Source organism: Prosthecochloris marina, from assembly GCF_003182595.1.
Lineage (GTDB): Bacteria > Bacteroidota > Chlorobiia > Chlorobiales > Chlorobiaceae > Prosthecochloris > Prosthecochloris marina.
The window spans coordinates 62,541-80,045 of the sequence record NZ_PDNZ01000006.1; the positions used below are offsets into that span (position 1 = coordinate 62,541).

Below are 17,505 nucleotides of genomic sequence, written 5' to 3' on the forward strand. Positions count from 1 at the left end.
ATGTGTCAAGCTATGTATTATGTGTTCATTTGCATACCGATAAACATGGAGATCATCGCAGACATGTGCACGACAACGCTCCCCCACACATTTTTTGTACCCAATGTTATATATCCTCCTGCAATGCCAAGCGGCAACGCCATGATTGCCATAAGCAGGCGCTCCTCCATAGCAACCGGCGCAACGGCAAAGTGGTTGAGCGCAAAGCACAACGTGGTGACCAGCACGATAATATGCCGATTGACATTATAGGCTGCAAGAGAAGAGGCCATAATCCCCCTCCAAAATAACTCCTCTGCAAGTACCAATACAGGAAAAAGATAGAGAAGAAAATCCTTGCGAAGCAATGCTTCCATCCCATCCATAGCCGCACCGCCGTTTTCATAATGATTATGGGTATTGAACAGAGCCATAAAGAAAAGTAACGCTCCGGCGCCCCCCCCCCAAAGTAATGATTTCTTGTAGTGTCCCCCTGCCATGTACATGCTTTTCCAGCCATTGCGCTTCACTCCCTGGAAAAGCACAAGACTCAATGAACCGATAACATAAAGAGTCAGTGCAGGCCATTCACGCAGCGGGGTAAAGTGCCCGGCAAAACCCACTATCCATATGAGGGCCATAAGCCCGAATGAAAGTTGTAAACGCTCTTGATCACCTTCCTGTACGAAAGAAAACTTCTTCGACGATGTCATGTTCCTATGAACTTTATTCTTTTAATACAAAAACCAAATATGAACCGGGACGGATCAGCAAAACGATTCTTCAGCCATCGAACACAAAGGAAAACCGATGAAAAACCTTCTGACAAATTGGAATACCCGTTTACAGCCCCAACTCGATCATACATACCCTGGCCGTTCCTCGTAATCAATCGGATCGGGAACCCCTACCTGCTGGAAAGCCCTGAGTCTTCGGGCACAGCTGTCACAAACCCCACATGCCTTGCCTTCACTTTTGTAGCAGGACCAACTATACTGAAATGGAACGTCAAGATCGATCCCTTTCTTGACAATCCCTGATTTTTGCAGATCTATAAGTGGTGTTTGAATTTCAATAGCGGTTTCAGGCCGTGTGCCAAGTTCGATTACCCTGTTGAAAGCCTCGTAAAACACCTTGCGGCAATCAGGATATCCCGAAGAGTCTTCTTCGACCGCACCGATGAATATTTTGTTCGCTCCGATAACCTCTGACCAGCTCGCCGCCATCGAGAGAAAACTTGCATTCCTGAACGGCACATAACTCGATGGTACTTCCGAACCGTCAAGATCCGCAGCTTCTACAGGAATTGTGTTGTCCGTCAGGGAAGACCCTCCTATCTGTGCAAGAAAAGGCGTATCGATTTCCAATCTTCGTTCAATATTGTAATGGCTGCATATCTGACGGAAAGCCATCAGCTCTTTCTGCCAAGTACGCTGACCGTAATTGACATGCATCGCAGCGATATCATAGCCCAGGAAATCTGCAAGAGCTGTTACTACAAGACTATCCATTCCCCCGCTTATCAGTACTACGGCTCTCATTGCATGTATCTGCTTCTGATTGATGAATAAAATCATTACCTAGCGGAAAATTCTCGGTCGGCTTCGAAACCGGCTTTATTCTCCCATTTAGTCAAGGTAGGAATTTCTGTAAAAAAAAAGCCACCCTGGCAAGCAGGGTGGCCTTCTTAACTACTTGGATACAGGCTCTTTACATCATACCGCCCATACCGCCCATGCCACCCGGAGGCATTGCCGGCATTTCAGGTGCATCTTCCTTGATATCGGTAATAGCCGCTTCAGTCGTCAGGAGAATACCTGCAACCGATGCTGCATTCTCAAGAGCGGTTCTTGTTACCTTGGTAGGATCGACAACACCAGCATCAATCATCTTTTCGTACTCTTCAGTTCTGGCGTTGAAGCCAAAATCACCTTCACCCTGCTTCACCTTCTCGACAACCACTGCGCCGTCGGTCGTACCGGTATTGGCAACAATCTGACGAAGAGGTTCTTCAAGAGAACGGCGGATGATTTCGACACCGGTTTTCTGATCGTTGTTTTCCGGCTCGGTGCTCTCCAGACCTTTGGCAGCACGAATCAGTGCAACACCACCGCCAGCAACGATACCTTCCTGTACAGCAGCACGTGTAGCGTGAAGAGCATCTTCAACGCGGGCCTTTTTCTCTTTCATCTCGACCTCGGTCGAAGCACCGATATTGATAACCGCAACACCGCCGGAAAGCTTTGCAAGGCGCTCCTGAAGTTTTTCGGTGTCGTAGTCAGATGTCGATTTCTCGATCTGGCTCTTGATCTCGTTGATGCGGGCCTTGATATCATCAGCCTGGCCTTTACCTTCGACGATGGTTGTATTGTCTTTGTCAACCGATATGGTAGCTGCTTGACCAAGATAGGAAATCGTAGCGTTTTCGAGTTTGTAGCCTTTCTCCTCGGAAATTACCGTACCGCCGGTCAGAATGGCGATATCTTCCAACATGGCCTTGCGACGGTCACCGAAGCCCGGTGCTTTGACCGCACATACTTTCAGTGTACCACGAAGCTTGTTGACAACGAGAGTAGCAAGAGCTTCACCTTCGATATCTTCAGAAATGATCATCAGCGGCCTGCCTGACTGAGCTGTTTTCTCAAGAATCGGCAGAAGATCTTTCATGTTGCTGATCTTCTTATCGTGGATCAGAATGTAGGGATCTTCAAGCTCGGCATCCATCTTTTCCGAGTTGGTCACAAAGTAAGGAGAAAGGTAACCGCGATCGAACTGCATACCTTCCACGACTTTCAGCTCGGTTTCCATGCCTTTTGCTTCCTCAACGGTAATCACACCGTCTTTACCGACTTTTTCCATCGCTTCGGCAATCAGCTCACCGATTTCAGGATCGTTGTTGGCAGAAATGGTTCCAACCTGTGCAATTTCCTTTTTACCGGAAATATCACGGCTGATTTCCCTGAGTTCTACGATAACGTCTTTTACAGCTTTGTCAATGCCTCTCTTGAGATCGATCGGGCGGGCACCGGCTGCAACGTTTTTCAAACCTTCACGGTAGATGGCCTGAGCAAGAACGGTTGCGGTTGTTGTACCGTCACCAGCAACGTCGCTTGTTTTCGAGGATACTTCACGGACCATCTGTGCACCCATGTTTTCAAAAGAATCTTCAAGCTCGATCTCTTTTGCAACGGTAACCCCGTCTTTTGTCGAGGTCGGTGCACCGAATTTCTTGTCGATAAGCACATTTCTACCGGCAGGGCCGAGTGTAACCTTTACAGCATCGGCAAGCTTGTCCACACCGACTTTCAGCTTGGCTCTGGCCTCTGCATCAAAGAGAATATCTTTAGCAGTCATTGTTAAACTTTCCTCCTGAAAAATATTTTAAATAGTGATAGTCTGAAAAATCAATCCAGAATAGCAAAAATGTCAGACTCCCTCATGATGAGATAGTCTTCACCTTCTACGGCAACTTCAGTTCCTGAGTACTTGCCATACAGTACTTTCTGTCCAACCACAACCTGCATTTCAAGGACCTGTCCGCTGTCGGCAACCTTACCCGGACCTACAGCAACAACCTCACCGTACTGAGGTTTTTCTTTTCCGGTATCCGGAATGTAAAGCCCGCCCTTGGTCTTCTCCTCTGCTGGCGCCGGCTTGACGATTACTCGGTCAGCTAAAGGTTTTAAGTTCATCTTTCCTTTGTATGTTTTAGTTTATGGGATATACATCTTTCACAAAAAAACACTGGTGACTCGTACAGTCATCCGATTTTAGCACTCAATGCTTGCGAGTGCTAAAACCAGTAACAAATATCCAAAAAAAAATCTTTCCCGCAAAATATTTTTCACTCATGGCCATCGGAACGTTGCTGTTCTTGAAAATGTTTTTTTATTACAAGTTACAAACCACTTGACCCTGTATTTATGGATAAAGACAAGCTCTATCACACAATTGGGAAAATCGCAGAAGAGAAATATGAAAGTATCTGCTCGAAAATGAGTGACAACACGGCGACAGAACTGGACCGTAATGGAGGTGAGGTACTTGCTGAAATTATAGCCCTTGCAAAAAACAGACTGACGGTTGCCGAAAATGAAAAACTCGCCGAGAAAGGAAAGGACGTTTGGGTTGAAAGAACATCGGCATCACACTTTCCACACATACGACTGCACGGAGGAGCGCTCGAGGACGATCCGCCGGAACATAATTTTGACAAGTGAAGAAAGTGACGAGCGAAGACTCCGGTAATGTTTTTCTTGTAACTTGTCACTTGTTTCCCGTCACTTGTTTCTCATCACCCCCCTCTTCAAGCCAGGGCTTGAGATGTTTTCCGGTGAGTGATGCCGGGCATTCGCATATCGATTCAGGTGTCCCCTCGACAACAATTTCGCCCCCTTTATTTCCTGCTCCCGGACCGAGATCGATAATCCAGTCGGCCTGTTTGATGATATCAGGATTGTGTTCGATGATCAACAGAGAGTTGCCTTGTTCGAGAAGACGCTCGAAACAGTTGATGAGTTTGAGAATATCATCAAAATGAAGACCTGTGGTCGGCTCATCAAAAATAAAGAGCGTATGAGCAGTATCGGATTTTGCAATGAAATGCGAAAGTTTCAGGCGTTGAGCCTCTCCTCCGGAAAGCGTACTCGAAGACTGGCCCAGACGAATATATCCGAGACCGACATCATCGAGGACAGCAAGTTTCCGTCGTATTGATTTTTCTGAGGAAAAAAACTCCATAGCCTCCTGAACGGTAAGATCAAGCACCTCGGCAATGGAAAGACCTTTATAACGGATTTCAAGAGTATCGCTTTTGTATCGCTTCCCGCCACACTCTTCACAAACCGCTTCAATGTCTGCAAGAAACTGCATTTCTATTTTCACTATCCCTTCACCCGCGCAGGTTTCGCAACGCCCCCCTGGAATATTGAAAGAAAAATAACCGGGCTTCCATCCTCTTGATCGAGCATCCCTGGTCTGGGCGAACAGCTGGCGGATATCATCGAATACTTTCAGGTACGTGGCTGGATTACTTCTGCTGGATTTTCCGATTGGCGACTGGTCAACATGTTCGACACCGTCGACAAGTTCCGCCCCTATTATAGAACGGTGGGTACCGACTTTTTCACTGCTATTCTCTTTTGCTCTGGCAATCCCTTTCTTGACAATATCGTTGACAAGGGTAGATTTTCCCGAACCGCTGACACCGGTCACGCAGGTCATAACCCCAAGAGGAAACCGCACATCGATGTTTTTCAGATTGTTCTGCATAGCGCCATGCACTTCGATACACCTGGAAAAATCAGGGTTTCGACGTCTGAAAGGAACAGGAATTGTTTTTTTACCTGTGAGGTAATCGGCTGTAAGTGACCCGGTTTTCTCCAAAATCTTTCCCGGAACCCCGTGAAAAACAACTTTTCCACCCATTTTTCCGGCTTTCGGCCCGAGATCGATAATTTCATCGGCTGCTTCGATGATCTCCCGATCATGCTCGACAACGACCACCGTATTACCGAGATCCCGCAAACGCTTCAACAACCTTATCAACCGTGCAGAATCGCTCTGGTGCAACCCGATACTCGGTTCATCGAGAATGTACATCGCGCCGACCAGCGGCGAGCCGAGAGATGTCGAAAGATTGATCCGCTGAAACTCTCCTCCGCTCAATGTGTGCGTGAGTCGATCGAGCGTCAAATAATCGAGACCGACATCGAGCATATATTGCAATCGCTTCTGAATTTCCAACAGCAAAGCGCCGGCAACTTTTCTATCGAAGGGCGATATATCGAGATTCCTGAAAAAATCATTGGCATCTGCAATGTTCAACTTGCTTATTTCGCCGATGTTTTTCCCGGAAACCTTGACACACCTCGCTTCCGGCTTGAGTCGGCTTCCTTCGCAGGCAGTGCAAGCCGCATAGCCCCTGTAACGGCTGAGAAACACACGCAGGTGCATCTTGTAGCCGGCATCTTTTTCGATTTCGGCAAAAAAACGGCTGACACCCTTGTACCCTTTCTGGTGCACACCCTTCCAGATCATATTTTTATGGACAGGTGAAAGCTTCTCGTAAGGCCGGTCGACCGGAATACCAACCTCCGCGGCAATGTCAAGAAGTTTCTTCCTGTGACGGCTGTACTTCTCTGAGTTCCAGCAGGCAATGGCCCCTTCAGCCAGGCTTAATGATTTGTTGGGAATAACTGCATCTTCATCGATACCGGCAACCCGACCGAACCCCTGACATTCAGGACAAGCGCCAAGCGGAGAATTGAATGCAAAGAGCTGGGGAGTCGGCTCTTGATATTCAACACCGTTCAGCTCGAGACGGTCACTGAAACGGAACATCTTCCCCCCGACAACTTTCAGTAACGCATAACCACTCGACTCATTGAAACTTGTTTCAGCCGCCTGAGCAACCCTGCTGCTGGTTTTCTCATCATGAACGGCCTTAAAGCGGTCAACAAGCACGATCACCTGCATGACATCTTCCGCGTCCATATCGACAACACGCTTGCGAACCGCTTCGTCGTTGATATCGAGAATTTCATCTTTGTATACCAGCCGAAAAAAACCTTTCTGCAACAGGTTTTTCAATTCTTCATCTACCGGGCAACGGTGTGAACTGGTAGTGGTGTGGCAGGGAAAAGGAAAACCGACAAAAAAACGACTCCCCTCTTCAAGAAAATCGACCTGCCATCCGACATCTTCAGGGGTATGCTTCAGTACAAGCTCATTGGTATCGGCCGAATAAATTTTACCTATTCTCGCAAAAAGCAGCCTTAAATAATCATAGATTTCAGAAACGGTTCCGACTGTTGAACGCGGGTTTTTCGGAATGGCTTTCTGCTCAATGGCAATCGCAGGAGCAATACCCTCTATAGAAGCTATCTCCGGCCTGGGCATTCTTTCGAGAAACTGACGTATGTAAGCCGACATCGATTCAACATATCTTCGATGCCCTTCGGCATAGAGCGTATCGAAAGCAAGACTTGACTTCCCTGACCCGCTTACACCGGTTATAACGACAAACTTATTCCTGGGAATCCGTACGGATATATTCTTCAGATTATGGGTACAGACCCCCTGCATGACAATATCGGGAAGCACTGTATTCTGGCCGGAAACAACCTTTTCTTTCTGCATTATACTCTTTGGCTTACCTTGCAGCTCTATACGGCTTTTAACATAGTGGGTGACAAACTAACCGAAAAAGAGTTACGACACAACGGCGAAATTACCCAGCCGCTTCAAAGAAGAGCTGATACAGTTGTACCCGCCATAAGCATGTCGATCTTTTTTTCAAGCATGAACATATAACCGCGATGAGGGCACGTATCGACAATTTCACATTTTCCGCTATCAACAGAGCATCGCATGAGATGAGGGACCCCTTCCGTTGCCCTGCCGATATCCGAAATGGTGATATCATCCGGAGACTTTGCCAGACGATATCCCCCCTTCACTCCTTGAACCGATACAGCAAGACCGGCTTTTTTCAAATGCTGCATGGCTTTTGCCATAAACTCCTGCGAAAACCCTATCTCCAAAGACATTTCTTTTACGGTCACGACCGTATCAGGTTCCTTGCGAGCAAGATATACTGCAGCATGAAGCCCATATTCAAATTTTCTTGAAACTTTCAACATGACACTCGGTGTGAAAACCACATTAAATTGGACAATTTTTAACCAATTTAACAATTATTTTTAACATCAGCCTTTTTATTTTGACTCTATCAGGTATATTCAATCACGAACTCTTTGTTGCCTTGGACATCTGAAACATGAACGCTCTGTCTACAGACCTTTTCCTCAACTGGGAATACGAGAAAGGAAAAAACGCACGAATACGATATCGGGAATACAGCCAGCCGAAAACGGACAAACCATCCTTGCTGTTTGTTCACGGTTACGGCGGTATGCTGGAACATTGGAATCAGAACATACCGTTGTTTGCGGAGAAATATCATATACTTGCCATCGATCTCCTGGGATTCGGCGGATCGGAAAAACCCAATGCCAGGTACCGTCTTTCACTGTTTGCCGAGCAGATACGAGCACTTCTGGTCCACAAAAACATCAGCAACGTAGTTATTGTAGGACATTCTATGGGAGGGGCATCAGGCCTCTACTTTGCCCATGAGAATCCGGATATTGTAGAAGGACTCATACTGGCGAACCCGTCAGGGCTTTTCGGCGACACAATGGATCCGATGGCGAAAGCATTTTTCGGCCTCATTGCTTCCCCCCTGATCGGTGAAGTCATGTTTGCAGCATTCGCAAACCACATAGGGGTGAGCCAAAGCCTTCTGCCAACGTACTATAACCAGAAAAAAGTTGATTTACAGCTGATCAACCAGTTCACAAAACCCCTCCAGGATAAAGGCGCTGTATGGTCTTATCTTTCCCCTTCCCGAAGACCGCATGATTTTACACTGGAGCATCTCCCGAAACCGTGCAATTACCGAAACAAAGCGTTTCTCGTCTGGGGAGCGGAAGACAGCGCCCTGCCACCTCATAAAATCATCCCGGAATTCCAGCAACTGCTGCCTCAGGCCGGTGCATTCATCATTCCTGAAGCTTCGCATTGCATCCATCATGATGCGCACGAAACATTCAATGCCCGCTTGGCATATATACTCTCCCACGAACTGTGAAAACAGACCGAACCTTACTACCAAAAATAGCTTATTCGCTCTCTGTTATACCCATATTATGAGGCTTCCGAAAGTCTCCCGCTTTGGCGGAACCTGATATCCTGCAAATGAGGAGCCTTTATACCGATCTGGAAAAAATAACTACTGTACTCTCCGGTCGGAACCCATTGAAAATTCATATCCCAACAATCGAAATCACCGTAAAGATTTATCTGTGGATAAATAAGCTCATGCTCCTGAATGTCATAACCGGTATTCAAACTGAGATGCCAGGTTTTGTTCAAAGACACTTTTGCAGAAGTGTTCAACAAAACAGTCGTATTTGCAGGCTCGAGGGGATCGTACCTATTTGAATTAAGGTAGAGTGACAACCTCAATTGCCATGGCAGCCGGTTATCGACGTATCTGTAGAAATCACGATCGTAACGCTCCTTGTATATCGCTTTCTCGGCGGTCATCTGCTCTTCGTCCTCATCCGACCCATCTGCTGCCTGACCTCCGGCTCCCCGCCTTTTAGCCATATCGCTATTGCCAATTTTGCCTTTCATACTGAGACTCATGTTCACAAATCCCTGGACAAAACGTAACAATCCACCCCGGTCGTTCACATTCAACTTGTCAATACGTTCCCCGGTAACCCGATCAAAGCTGTAAATATCATGAGTAGCACCTGCCCGCAACAGAAAATTCGGAGCCAAGGCATTACTCGTTGCTAAAAACGTCAACGGCGCAAGCCTCAAAGAATCCGCCGCAAAATTATAACTCGTTGAAACAGACAGTGAAAGCAGTTGAAGAATCTTGTCATCCGTAACCTTGCCTTCTGGAGTGACTTTCCCTTTAACTTTTGCCTGCAAAAGGTTTTGTATCGATATACCTACAGCACTTCTTTCTTCAAAAATATTGCTATAGATTGCATCCTGATATTTGTTATAGCGTACCGGCTGGTTTAACGAATCGATATACGTACCGTAATAATCATAACCTTCACCTGAAAAATCAGGACTGTAGGAAAATGTCAAGTTTGGAATTATGGTGTGGCGCAAAGCTTTGACTCCGATCAGATCCTCGAGCATGGGAGTATACCACGTTCCGTAAAGTCTTGTCTGTGCATCAAGGTCGAGAGAATACACGGAAAAGGAAGACGGGTCATCTATCGTTTTCGTGACAACCTCCTCCAGGCTATCGTCATAGTACTTCTCAACATAACTGTTAACGTAATAGTTATAGTAGTTAAAACTGCCGTTGACATTGAAGTATTTGAACAGGGTCGAGTTGATGCTGAATGGTAATTCAAGCTTGGTTCCCCACCTGTCCTCATCGACCGGATTGTTGTCCACTCTCGCTTCCAGGTTTACCCTTTGCGAAAAATCGGCTGAAAAACCTTTGCCGAAATCCTGCTTGTATGCCATCCGTAAACCGGCATCGATATCATAATCACTGAAATTCAAGTCATCCAACGTGGCATACTCGGCATTTGCCGATGCACTGGGAGTAAGAGAAAAACGGGATCGCCAGTCATCCTGAGCCGTCCCATCCTTTCTGAAAGGATAAACGCGCTGCTGGAAATACGAGGCGCTTACCGATTGAATGAGATCATCATCCCTGAGGTCTTGCGAACGTTGATAACCTACAGCAATACTGCGTTTTCCTTCATCGAACGTTTTTGAAAACGAAGCGTAGGAATTGGCTTGTTCGTTGATAATCGATTCAGGATTGATCGAATTGACATCATAGTAGCGGCGTCCTCCCTGGTAATACAGATTAAGATCAAGCTTTGCGGTAGGATCGAACCGATGGTGGTGCACCAGTTCGAAATTCCAGTTACCGTAATCGACATAATCGGGATCGTCAGGGTGCGAGAGAATATAACGTTCATATTCCCCCTGAAAATAGCCGTCAAAAAGATACCTCTTCTTGTAACGAAAACGCTGACCAAGCCGCCAACTGCCGTTGAAAGCCAAGTCACCTTCAGCCCGCAGATCCATATAATCATTGAAAGCCCAGAAATAGCCCAGGTTTGAAAAATAAACCCCCCGGTCATCGTCGCCGAATTTCGGGATAAGAAAACCCGACGTGCGCTCACTTTTTATCGGAAGAAACATGAAAGGCAGGGGTACGAGAGGAACTGCAGGCAGGCGCCAGGAAAAAGGTTTGGGCCGTATATACAAAACCAGAGGCCTGGCCACGACCTTGTCATTGGGAATGATCTTCATGTCCTTGCCGTAAAACCAGAAATCCGGATCTTCTTTCGGACAGGTTGTATAGATACCGTCCCGGATATACAACTCTCCGGTTTCCAACCGCTTGACATTGGCTCCGGTATAATATCCCTCTTCGATTTCGGAGGACACATTGACCGTTCTACCTCTTCTCGTAGCATAGTTGTACTTCATACTTTCAGCCTCAAACGCGCCCTCTTTGTCGGTGAAGACGGGAAGTTCCGTTACCTTCCCCAGTGAATCTTTCGCCGCAAACGCATCAAAAACCGAAGTATCGTAATCTACGAGAATCTTCGGGGCGTCCAGTTTCATATCCTCGTACCGTACCGAAGCCTGCCCCCACAGCTCCATCGTCTGCTCTGTGATGTCGTAGACAAGTGAATCACGGGCAGTATAGACGATCGTGGTATCAAGCCCACTCTTGTCACGATCCTCTTTACTGCCGGAAACTTTTGTCTCGGACTTGACCTGTGAGAAGACCGGCATGCATGCAACAACTGACAATAACAATCCTGAGAGTACAACAAGCTTCAGTGTGAACCTACTTGAAAGCAACACGTTGATAGCGCTCCTGCCTGAAAAAGGTTTATATTTCCTGGGAGTTGGCCAATAAAAGACTAAATATATATTATTTTAGTTAGCTATACTCAACCTATCTGAAGTCGTTCACCTGATTTCAGCAAATCCGAACGGCAATGAAAAATTATAGCTCCATCACGAAGTCCGGCTAAAAGCCCATAAAGCAATCAAGTCGGCACACAGCAAGAAGAATCGATCAACGTAACAATGACAAAGTCAGCATATACAGCTCCCGACAATACGGGACATTACGGCGGTTTTGGAGGAAAATTCATTCCGGAAACCCTTCTTAAAAACGCTTCCGACCTCGAACAGGAATACGCCAAGGCAAAAAAGGATCCGGCATTCTGGGATGAGTATACCAAACTTCTTCGAAACTATGTTGGGCGGCCTACCCCGCTTTACCATGCAGAAAATCTGAGCCGGAAAATCGGAGGCGCACAGATCTACCTGAAAAGAGAAGACCTCTGCCATACCGGAGCACATAAAATCAACAACGCACTTGGCCAGGCACTTCTGGCCAAACGCATGGCAAAAAAACGGATCATCGCCGAGACCGGAGCCGGACAGCATGGCGTCGCGACAGCAACGGTCTGCGCCTTGTTCAATCTGAACTGTGTCGTGTATATGGGCGCCGAAGATATAAAACGGCAGGCACCGAATGTTGCGCGAATGAAACTGCTCGGTGCAGAGGTTCGTCCAGTAGAGAGCGGCACGAAAACGCTCAAAGACGCTACAAGCGAAGCCATACGTGACTGGATCAACAATCCGGAAGAAACATTTTATATCATCGGATCGGTCGTAGGCATGCATCCTTACCCGATGATGGTCCGTGATTTCCAGGCAGTTATCGGCCGGGAAACAAAGCAGCAGATAATTGAAGAGGCCGGCCGCCTGCCGGACGTCATTACAGCCTGTGTGGGAGGAGGCAGTAACGCGATCGGGATGTTCTACGAATTCCTCGATCAAAGCAAAGCCATCGAGATGGTTGGGGTAGAAGCTGCAGGTGAGGGTCTGAAAGGTCTCAATGCCGCATCTCTAACCAAAGGGAAAAAGGGTGTTCTCCACGGCGCAATGATGAAAATTCTGCAAGATGATTACGGGCAGGTCACCGAAGCCCATTCAATATCGGCAGGACTCGATTACCCCGGAGTAGGACCGGAACATTGTTATCTGCAGGAACTGGGACTGGTCGATTACACTTCGGCAACCGACACGGAAGCACTTGACGCGCTCAAACAGCTTGCAACGACAGAAGGCATAATATGCGCTCTCGAATCGGCACATGCAATACACTACGCAACAGTCAGGGCCAAAGAAATGTCCAAAGACAGCATCTTGGTCGTCAACCTTTCCGGAAGAGGCGACAAGGACATGGATACAATCATGAAAAGCATTGAACTTGACTGAAAAGATCGTTTGTTCTTTGAACTGTCGAGGGGGAATCGACAAATCGCTTTCTCCGGAAAAAGTCCGGAAAATCTTTGGAAAAGAAAACCGAAAGCCTTATAATTACAACTCCTCAAGCGGGAATAGCTCAGTTGGTAGAGCACAACCTTGCCAAGGTTGGGGTCGCGAGTTCGAGTCTCGTTTCCCGCTCCGAACAAAAAGTCCTGGTCACAAGCCGGGGCTTTTTTTATTTCACCGATACCACATTCCTGCCGTCTCTTCAGGAAACTCCTTCGCTCTCGAAGAGAGAAACTTCATTGTCTTCGAAAAGCTGTTTCTGCAAATTCGCACTTCCTGCTGCGGAAAAGATACCGCAGCAGGTTGCCGTTCCTCGACAGAGAAGAAACAGATTGCCGTTAATTCTTCTGGAACATATCTTTTATACTTCCGACAGACCCGAGTAAAGACGATGCCTCATAAGGCATATAGACAACCTTGTTGTCTTTACCGCTTACCATCTCCTTCATCGCATCGATATACTTGAGAGCAACAAGGTAAGCGGTAGGATTTCCATCCGACTCTTTTATCGCACTGGTAACGATCGACACCGCTTCGGCTTCGGCCTTCGCAACTTTGATTCTCGCTTCAGCTTCACCGGCAGCTTCGAGCGCCACAGCCTCTCTGAGTCCTTCAGCCTTGTTGATCTCGGACTGCCTGATACCTTCCGCTTCGAGAATCTTGGCCTGCTTCATACCTTCCGCTTCAAGAATGGAGGCCCTGCGGTCACGTTCCGCCCTCATTTGCTTTTCCATCGCATCCTTGACACCGGCAGGAGGATTGATATCCTGGAGCTCAACACGATTCACCTTCACCCCCCATTTATCAGTAGCTTCGTCAAGTATCGCTTTCAGCTTTCCGTTTATCGTATCTCGTGAGGTCAGGGTATTGTCGAGATCGAGTTCACCGATAATATTTCGCAGCGTTGTTTGGGTCAATTTCTCTACGGCATCCGGAAGATTGGCGATTTCATAGACCGCCCTTTTTGGATCGGTGATTTGGAAATACAACAGGGCGTTGATCTCGATTGCCACGTTATCGCGTGTTATAACGCTTTGTTTTGGAAAATCATACAACGTCTCCCTCAAATCGATTCGGGTGATACTATCCCTCCTGATGACGATGTCTCCAGAAAGATCCGACTTCACATATCTCCATTCAATGGTTCTCGGTTTGTCAATTATCGGCCATATAATGTTGATACCAGGAGAAAGCGTTCTATGATAGGAACCCAGCCTTTCGATGACCATCGTTTCGGACTGCTTGACAATCTTGAATCCCTTTACCAAAAAAACGATGGCAAGAACGACCAAAAAAAGAAACAACACAGATAACATATTTTCTCCTTTGAGGTTATGATTTGACTTCTACAAAAAGCGTGCAACCTTGTACATCTTTTACAACAACTTGTTCCCCCACAGGAACAACCTGGCCATTTACGGCCACCGCCTTCCACGTTTCTCCGCCGATCTTCACCCTCCCCGACCCTTTATCCGCGTCGATCTCTTCGACAACCACACAGACACGATCAAGTAATGCGTCAACATTCGTTTTCTCCACCCTGCGAGCCCTGAAGCCGTTAAAGAGTGGCCTTACTCCGTAAGCCACAACCAAACTGCCGACACTGAACGCAATCAGTTGCGCTTTGAAGCCAAAACCCGCAAAAGCAACCAAACCGGCAACCAGCGAGGACGTACCGAAAATCCCAATGATGAAAAAGGGGTAACTGAATATCTCAACAATCCATAAAATCACCCCCAGTATGATCCAGTAATACCAAGCCTCCATAATAATGCCATTCAGAGTAATAGATGATTCAACCTTGTTATGCCACACCACCATGAACACAGATGATCAGCATAGCCAGCTCTTCATAGAGTTGAAAAGCAAAAATATTTTCAGGGAATATTTGTTTTGAAGGAAACCTCTTACGACCGAGAACTCCCGATAACTTTTTCTAAGAGTAAGTAAAAACACTGTAATCACAAAAAGAAAATCAAAAGCCATTCCATCCGAACCTATCCAGAAAAATCACTCTATGCGTCCAGGCTTTCATAACCGCTGTCATCATGCAACCCTTGCATGGCGTTATCAGCGAAGATTGTACAAAACAGATTTTGAGGAAAAGGATTGGGCTTTTTATATTCCCCTCCTATCCTCACAAAAGGATAGATGCAACAAACGCCTGCGTTGTTGCACAACAAGGAGAGGTGCGAGAGTGGTTGAATCGGGCGGTCTCGAAAACCGTTGTGCGTTAATTCGTACCGAGGGTTCGAATCCCTCCCTCTCCGCAGAAAAGAAAAGCCTCAGCAAAACACTGGGGCTTTTTTTGTTTCCATACGTCCGCATTACAACGGGGAGGGATGAGAACCCGATAGAGGGTTCGAACAATGGCAGAGCCATTGAGACAGCACGCGATAGCGTTGCTGCCCCGACCATGTCGGGGTGAAATGCGAAGCATTGAATCAATCCCTCCCTCTCCGCTGTAAAAAAGCAATCTTCCCAACAGGGAGGGTTGCTTTTTGGCTTTTGGGAGGGATGAGAACCCGAACAGGAGGGTTCGAACAATGGCAGAGCCATTGAGACAGCACGCGATAGCGTTGCTGCCCCGACCATGTCGGGGTGAAATGCGAAGCATTGAATCAATCCCTCCCTCTCCGCTGTAAAAAAGCAATCTTTCCAACAGGGAGGGTTGCTTTTTTAGTCTTTGGGAGGGATGAGAACCCGAACAAGAAGGATCGAACGGCTGCCTTGGCCAAAACCAACTTTTCATTCATTGTTTTCACCCGATATTTCGTAATATCCATACCCGTGTGAAGGCATACGAGTAACGTACTCCAGTATTTGATGAACCCAAAGAGGTAGCAGGTATAATTTTATGGTCCAGGTTAAAGAGGTCAGTCCTAAAAACGCCTATGCAATGATGAAAAAAGGGGCGTTACTTGTCGATGTTCGTACACCGCATGAAATTGCCAGAAAATCATTCGATATTCCCGATATCATGGAGATTCCTCTCAGCGGATTTGAACAAAGGGTTAAGGAAATACCGGCAAAACGAAAGATTATAATCGCTTGCAGAAGGGGCAACCGGAGTTTGTTTGCTGCACGCCTTCTTATCAACCATGGACATCGCAGGGTTTTCAATCTGGAACACGGGATCATTCGATGGGAAAAAGAAGGGCTACCAGTTAAAAGCAGACCGAAACAAAGTCTTTTGAAAAAGCTGCAGCAAATGTTCAGTAAACGAGCCTAACCCTGAAAAAACGCTTTACCGCCCCTTTCTTTTAGTAGATTTCCAACCCCACATATTCACCTCATCCCTGATTTCTTCGCAAACTCTGAGGAGATATTGAAGCTCTTCTTTTTTCAACTCACTGTGAAGCGAAAAACGGACTAACGTACGATTTTTCGGGGTGGCTGGAGGAAAAAATACGGACCCAAAAACATTCCGCGCTTCCAACGAATCACGGAAAACCTCAGCTTCACTCTCTAAACCACTTTCTATTGCAATAATTTGAGACTGACTAGCAATATTATACCCAAGAGAGTCAAGACTTTCGCGCACGAATTTTGCATTCTCGTGTAAGCGTGATCTTCTTTCATCAGCATTCGCAATAATTTTGAGACTTGCCTGTAAACCAGCTATTTCATAAGGCAATAAAGCAGAACTAAAAATATAAGGAAACGCAAGATAGGGATAGAAACGAGCAAAATGCTCTGAACAAACAATTATACCAGCCCTACCCGCAAATGCTTTGGCAAGACTAGCCGTAATAAAGTGTACTTTTTTGGTTAATCCCAGTTCGCTTACAAGACCTGTCCCTTTTTCGCCATGGGTCCCAAGCGAATGCGACTCATCGATGACAATTACACAACCGTATCGCTCGGCAACATCGACAATATCTTCAAGGAGAGCAATATCCCCCGTAGTACTGTACAGCGAATCCACAAGCACGATACCTGGGCCATGCTCCTTTATCAAGCGTTCCATATGCTCAACATCGTTATGCCTGAATGAATAAGGAATCGCACCAGCTGTTCTCACACCTTCCCATAATGACATATGAGTAAAAAAATCTATATATACAGGGATATCCTCACTTGCAATAACCTGCAAAAGACCAACATTCGCAGCCCATCCAGATTGACAGAGAATAGAACTTTCAAAGCCCATGAAATCTGCCATTGACTTTTCAAAAATCGATTTATCACTGCCTTCACGCAGAAAAACCGATGACATAACTAGTTCCTGTATCGAGTTTTCCAGTATTGAAACTTGAGCACGTACAATATCGGGGTGCTTAGAAATATGAAGGTAATCATTGCTTTGGAGAACAATAGAATCAGACCCAGGAATTCTGTTCCCTATAACAAGCGGTTTACCGCTTTTTCTAGGTTTAAAGGCTTCCTCCTCACACGCCTTAAGCTTTCTCTCGATAAAATCAGGTAATTGCCCTACCGAATCGTTCGGCTTCCGTTCAGGACATTTCCTGTATTCTTCATCCCGGAACATATCTACACCCCAACTTTTAACTCAAAGTACTTCAATCAGAAACCTAATACTGCAATTTATTCAAAAACCGACATCTTGAGCCCAATCACCTATAAAATAAAATTTTACCAATCGGC

The 17,505-nt window shown here is 46.5% G+C and carries 15 protein-coding genes and 2 tRNA genes; 6 read left to right on the forward strand and 11 right to left on the reverse strand.

Translation table 11 applies throughout. The features are described 5' to 3' along the window. Positions 1-17: 17 nt before the first annotated feature. From CR164_RS09150 to groES, 4 genes are all read right to left on the reverse strand, one after another. Positions 18-692: a CPBP family intramembrane glutamic endopeptidase gene (locus tag CR164_RS09150; protein WP_110023689.1), complete on the reverse strand. Its 675-nt coding sequence runs from the start codon at positions 690-692 to the stop codon at positions 18-20. 147 nt (positions 693-839) lie between these two features. Further along, on the reverse strand, positions 840-1,520 hold the full coding sequence (gene queC / locus CR164_RS09155) for a 7-cyano-7-deazaguanine synthase QueC (RefSeq protein WP_110023819.1): 681 nt from the start codon (positions 1,518-1,520) through the stop codon (positions 840-842). A gap of 169 nt (positions 1,521-1,689) precedes the next feature. Beyond that, on the reverse strand, positions 1,690-3,333 hold the full coding sequence (groL, locus tag CR164_RS09160; protein ID WP_110023690.1) for a chaperonin GroEL: 1,644 nt from the start codon (positions 3,331-3,333) through the stop codon (positions 1,690-1,692). Positions 3,334-3,383: 50 nt separating this feature from the next. Beyond that, positions 3,384-3,671: a co-chaperone GroES gene (groES, locus tag CR164_RS09165; RefSeq protein WP_110023691.1), complete on the reverse strand. Its 288-nt coding sequence runs from the start codon at positions 3,669-3,671 to the stop codon at positions 3,384-3,386. A gap of 231 nt (positions 3,672-3,902) precedes the next feature. Between groES and CR164_RS09170 the strand changes: the two genes are divergently transcribed. Beyond that, positions 3,903-4,199 (forward strand): hypothetical protein, encoded by a 297-nt coding sequence (locus tag CR164_RS09170; protein WP_110023692.1) that lies wholly within the window; start codon positions 3,903-3,905, stop codon positions 4,197-4,199. A 46-nt stretch (positions 4,200-4,245) separates the two neighbouring features. Here CR164_RS09170 and uvrA read toward each other — a convergent pair whose 3' ends face one another. Beyond that, complete coding sequence (gene uvrA, locus CR164_RS09175) at positions 4,246-7,119, reverse strand: excinuclease ABC subunit UvrA (protein ID WP_110023693.1); 2,874 nt, start codon at positions 7,117-7,119, stop codon at positions 4,246-4,248. Between the two features lie 104 nt (positions 7,120-7,223). Next, positions 7,224-7,622, reverse strand: a complete 399-nt coding sequence (locus CR164_RS09180) for an RrF2 family transcriptional regulator (protein ID WP_110023820.1) — start codon at positions 7,620-7,622, stop codon at positions 7,224-7,226. A gap of 137 nt (positions 7,623-7,759) precedes the next feature. Here CR164_RS09180 and CR164_RS09185 point away from each other — a divergent pair, with 137 nt between their 5' ends. Beyond that, the gene (locus CR164_RS09185) at positions 7,760-8,632 is read left to right on the forward strand and encodes an alpha/beta fold hydrolase (RefSeq protein WP_110023694.1); all 873 of its coding nucleotides are present in this window, start codon (positions 7,760-7,762) and stop codon (positions 8,630-8,632) included. A gap of 56 nt (positions 8,633-8,688) precedes the next feature. Here the strand turns inward: CR164_RS09185 and CR164_RS09190 are convergent, their stop codons facing one another. Next, positions 8,689-11,409, reverse strand: a complete 2,721-nt coding sequence (locus CR164_RS09190; protein ID WP_110023695.1) for a putative LPS assembly protein LptD — start codon at positions 11,407-11,409, stop codon at positions 8,689-8,691. A 228-nt stretch (positions 11,410-11,637) separates the two neighbouring features. On the opposite strand from CR164_RS09190, the gene trpB reads away from it, so the two are divergent. Then, entirely contained in the window at positions 11,638-12,840 is a 1,203-nt protein-coding gene (trpB, locus tag CR164_RS09195) for a tryptophan synthase subunit beta (RefSeq protein ID WP_110023696.1), read from the forward strand. A 116-nt stretch (positions 12,841-12,956) separates the two neighbouring features. Next, positions 12,957-13,029: transfer RNA gene (locus CR164_RS09200), tRNA-Gly, on the forward strand. A gap of 206 nt (positions 13,030-13,235) precedes the next feature. Here CR164_RS09200 and CR164_RS09210 read toward each other — a convergent pair. After that, positions 13,236-14,213 (reverse strand): SPFH domain-containing protein, encoded by a 978-nt coding sequence (locus CR164_RS09210; protein WP_110023698.1) that lies wholly within the window; start codon positions 14,211-14,213, stop codon positions 13,236-13,238. 16 nt (positions 14,214-14,229) lie between these two features. Next, positions 14,230-14,718: an NfeD family protein gene (locus CR164_RS09215; RefSeq protein WP_110023699.1), complete on the reverse strand. Its 489-nt coding sequence runs from the start codon at positions 14,716-14,718 to the stop codon at positions 14,230-14,232. Positions 14,719-15,080: 362 nt separating this feature from the next. Between CR164_RS09215 and CR164_RS09220 the strand changes: the two genes are divergently transcribed. Beyond that, positions 15,081-15,167: transfer RNA gene (locus CR164_RS09220), tRNA-Ser, on the forward strand. On the opposite strand, the gene CR164_RS13160 is transcribed toward CR164_RS09220, so the two are convergent. Further along, positions 15,131-15,559: a hypothetical protein gene (locus CR164_RS13160; RefSeq protein ID WP_110023700.1), complete on the reverse strand. Its 429-nt coding sequence runs from the start codon at positions 15,557-15,559 to the stop codon at positions 15,131-15,133. The genes CR164_RS09220 and CR164_RS13160 overlap by 37 nt on opposite strands. Before the next feature lie 195 nt (positions 15,560-15,754). On the opposite strand from CR164_RS13160, the gene CR164_RS09230 reads away from it, so the two are divergent. After that, on the forward strand, positions 15,755-16,129 hold the full coding sequence (locus CR164_RS09230) for a rhodanese-like domain-containing protein (RefSeq protein WP_110023701.1): 375 nt from the start codon (positions 15,755-15,757) through the stop codon (positions 16,127-16,129). A 15-nt stretch (positions 16,130-16,144) separates the two neighbouring features. Here the strand turns inward: CR164_RS09230 and cqsA are convergent, their stop codons facing one another. After that, a complete protein-coding gene (cqsA, locus tag CR164_RS09235) occupies positions 16,145-17,389 on the reverse strand; it encodes an alpha-hydroxyketone-type quorum-sensing autoinducer synthase (RefSeq protein ID WP_110023702.1) in 1,245 nt (414 codons plus the stop codon). Positions 17,390-17,505 lie beyond the last annotated feature (116 nt).

What these genes read in the sequence shown, in the direction of transcription:
- CR164_RS09150 (WP_110023689.1), bottom strand. Translation starts at nt 692, where the DNA reads ATGACATCGTCGAAGAAGTTTTCTTTCGTACAGGAAGGTGATCAAGAG.
- queC (WP_110023819.1), bottom strand. Translation starts at nt 1,520, where the DNA reads ATGAGAGCCGTAGTACTGATAAGCGGGGGAATGGATAGTCTTGTAGTA.
- groL (WP_110023690.1), bottom strand. Translation starts at nt 3,333, where the DNA reads ATGACTGCTAAAGATATTCTCTTTGATGCAGAGGCCAGAGCCAAGCTG.
- groES (WP_110023691.1), bottom strand. Translation starts at nt 3,671, where the DNA reads ATGAACTTAAAACCTTTAGCTGACCGAGTAATCGTCAAGCCGGCGCCA.
- CR164_RS09170 (WP_110023692.1), top strand. Translation starts at nt 3,903, where the DNA reads ATGGATAAAGACAAGCTCTATCACACAATTGGGAAAATCGCAGAAGAG.
- uvrA (WP_110023693.1), bottom strand. Translation starts at nt 7,119, where the DNA reads ATGCAGAAAGAAAAGGTTGTTTCCGGCCAGAATACAGTGCTTCCCGAT.
- CR164_RS09180 (WP_110023820.1), bottom strand. Translation starts at nt 7,622, where the DNA reads ATGTTGAAAGTTTCAAGAAAATTTGAATATGGGCTTCATGCTGCAGTA.
- CR164_RS09185 (WP_110023694.1), top strand. Translation starts at nt 7,760, where the DNA reads ATGAACGCTCTGTCTACAGACCTTTTCCTCAACTGGGAATACGAGAAA.
- trpB (WP_110023696.1), top strand. Translation starts at nt 11,638, where the DNA reads ATGACAAAGTCAGCATATACAGCTCCCGACAATACGGGACATTACGGC.
- CR164_RS09210 (WP_110023698.1), bottom strand. Translation starts at nt 14,213, where the DNA reads ATGTTATCTGTGTTGTTTCTTTTTTTGGTCGTTCTTGCCATCGTTTTT.
- CR164_RS09215 (WP_110023699.1), bottom strand. Translation starts at nt 14,718, where the DNA reads ATGGTGGTGTGGCATAACAAGGTTGAATCATCTATTACTCTGAATGGC.
- CR164_RS09230 (WP_110023701.1), top strand. Translation starts at nt 15,755, where the DNA reads ATGGTCCAGGTTAAAGAGGTCAGTCCTAAAAACGCCTATGCAATGATG.
- cqsA (WP_110023702.1), bottom strand. Translation starts at nt 17,389, where the DNA reads ATGTTCCGGGATGAAGAATACAGGAAATGTCCTGAACGGAAGCCGAAC.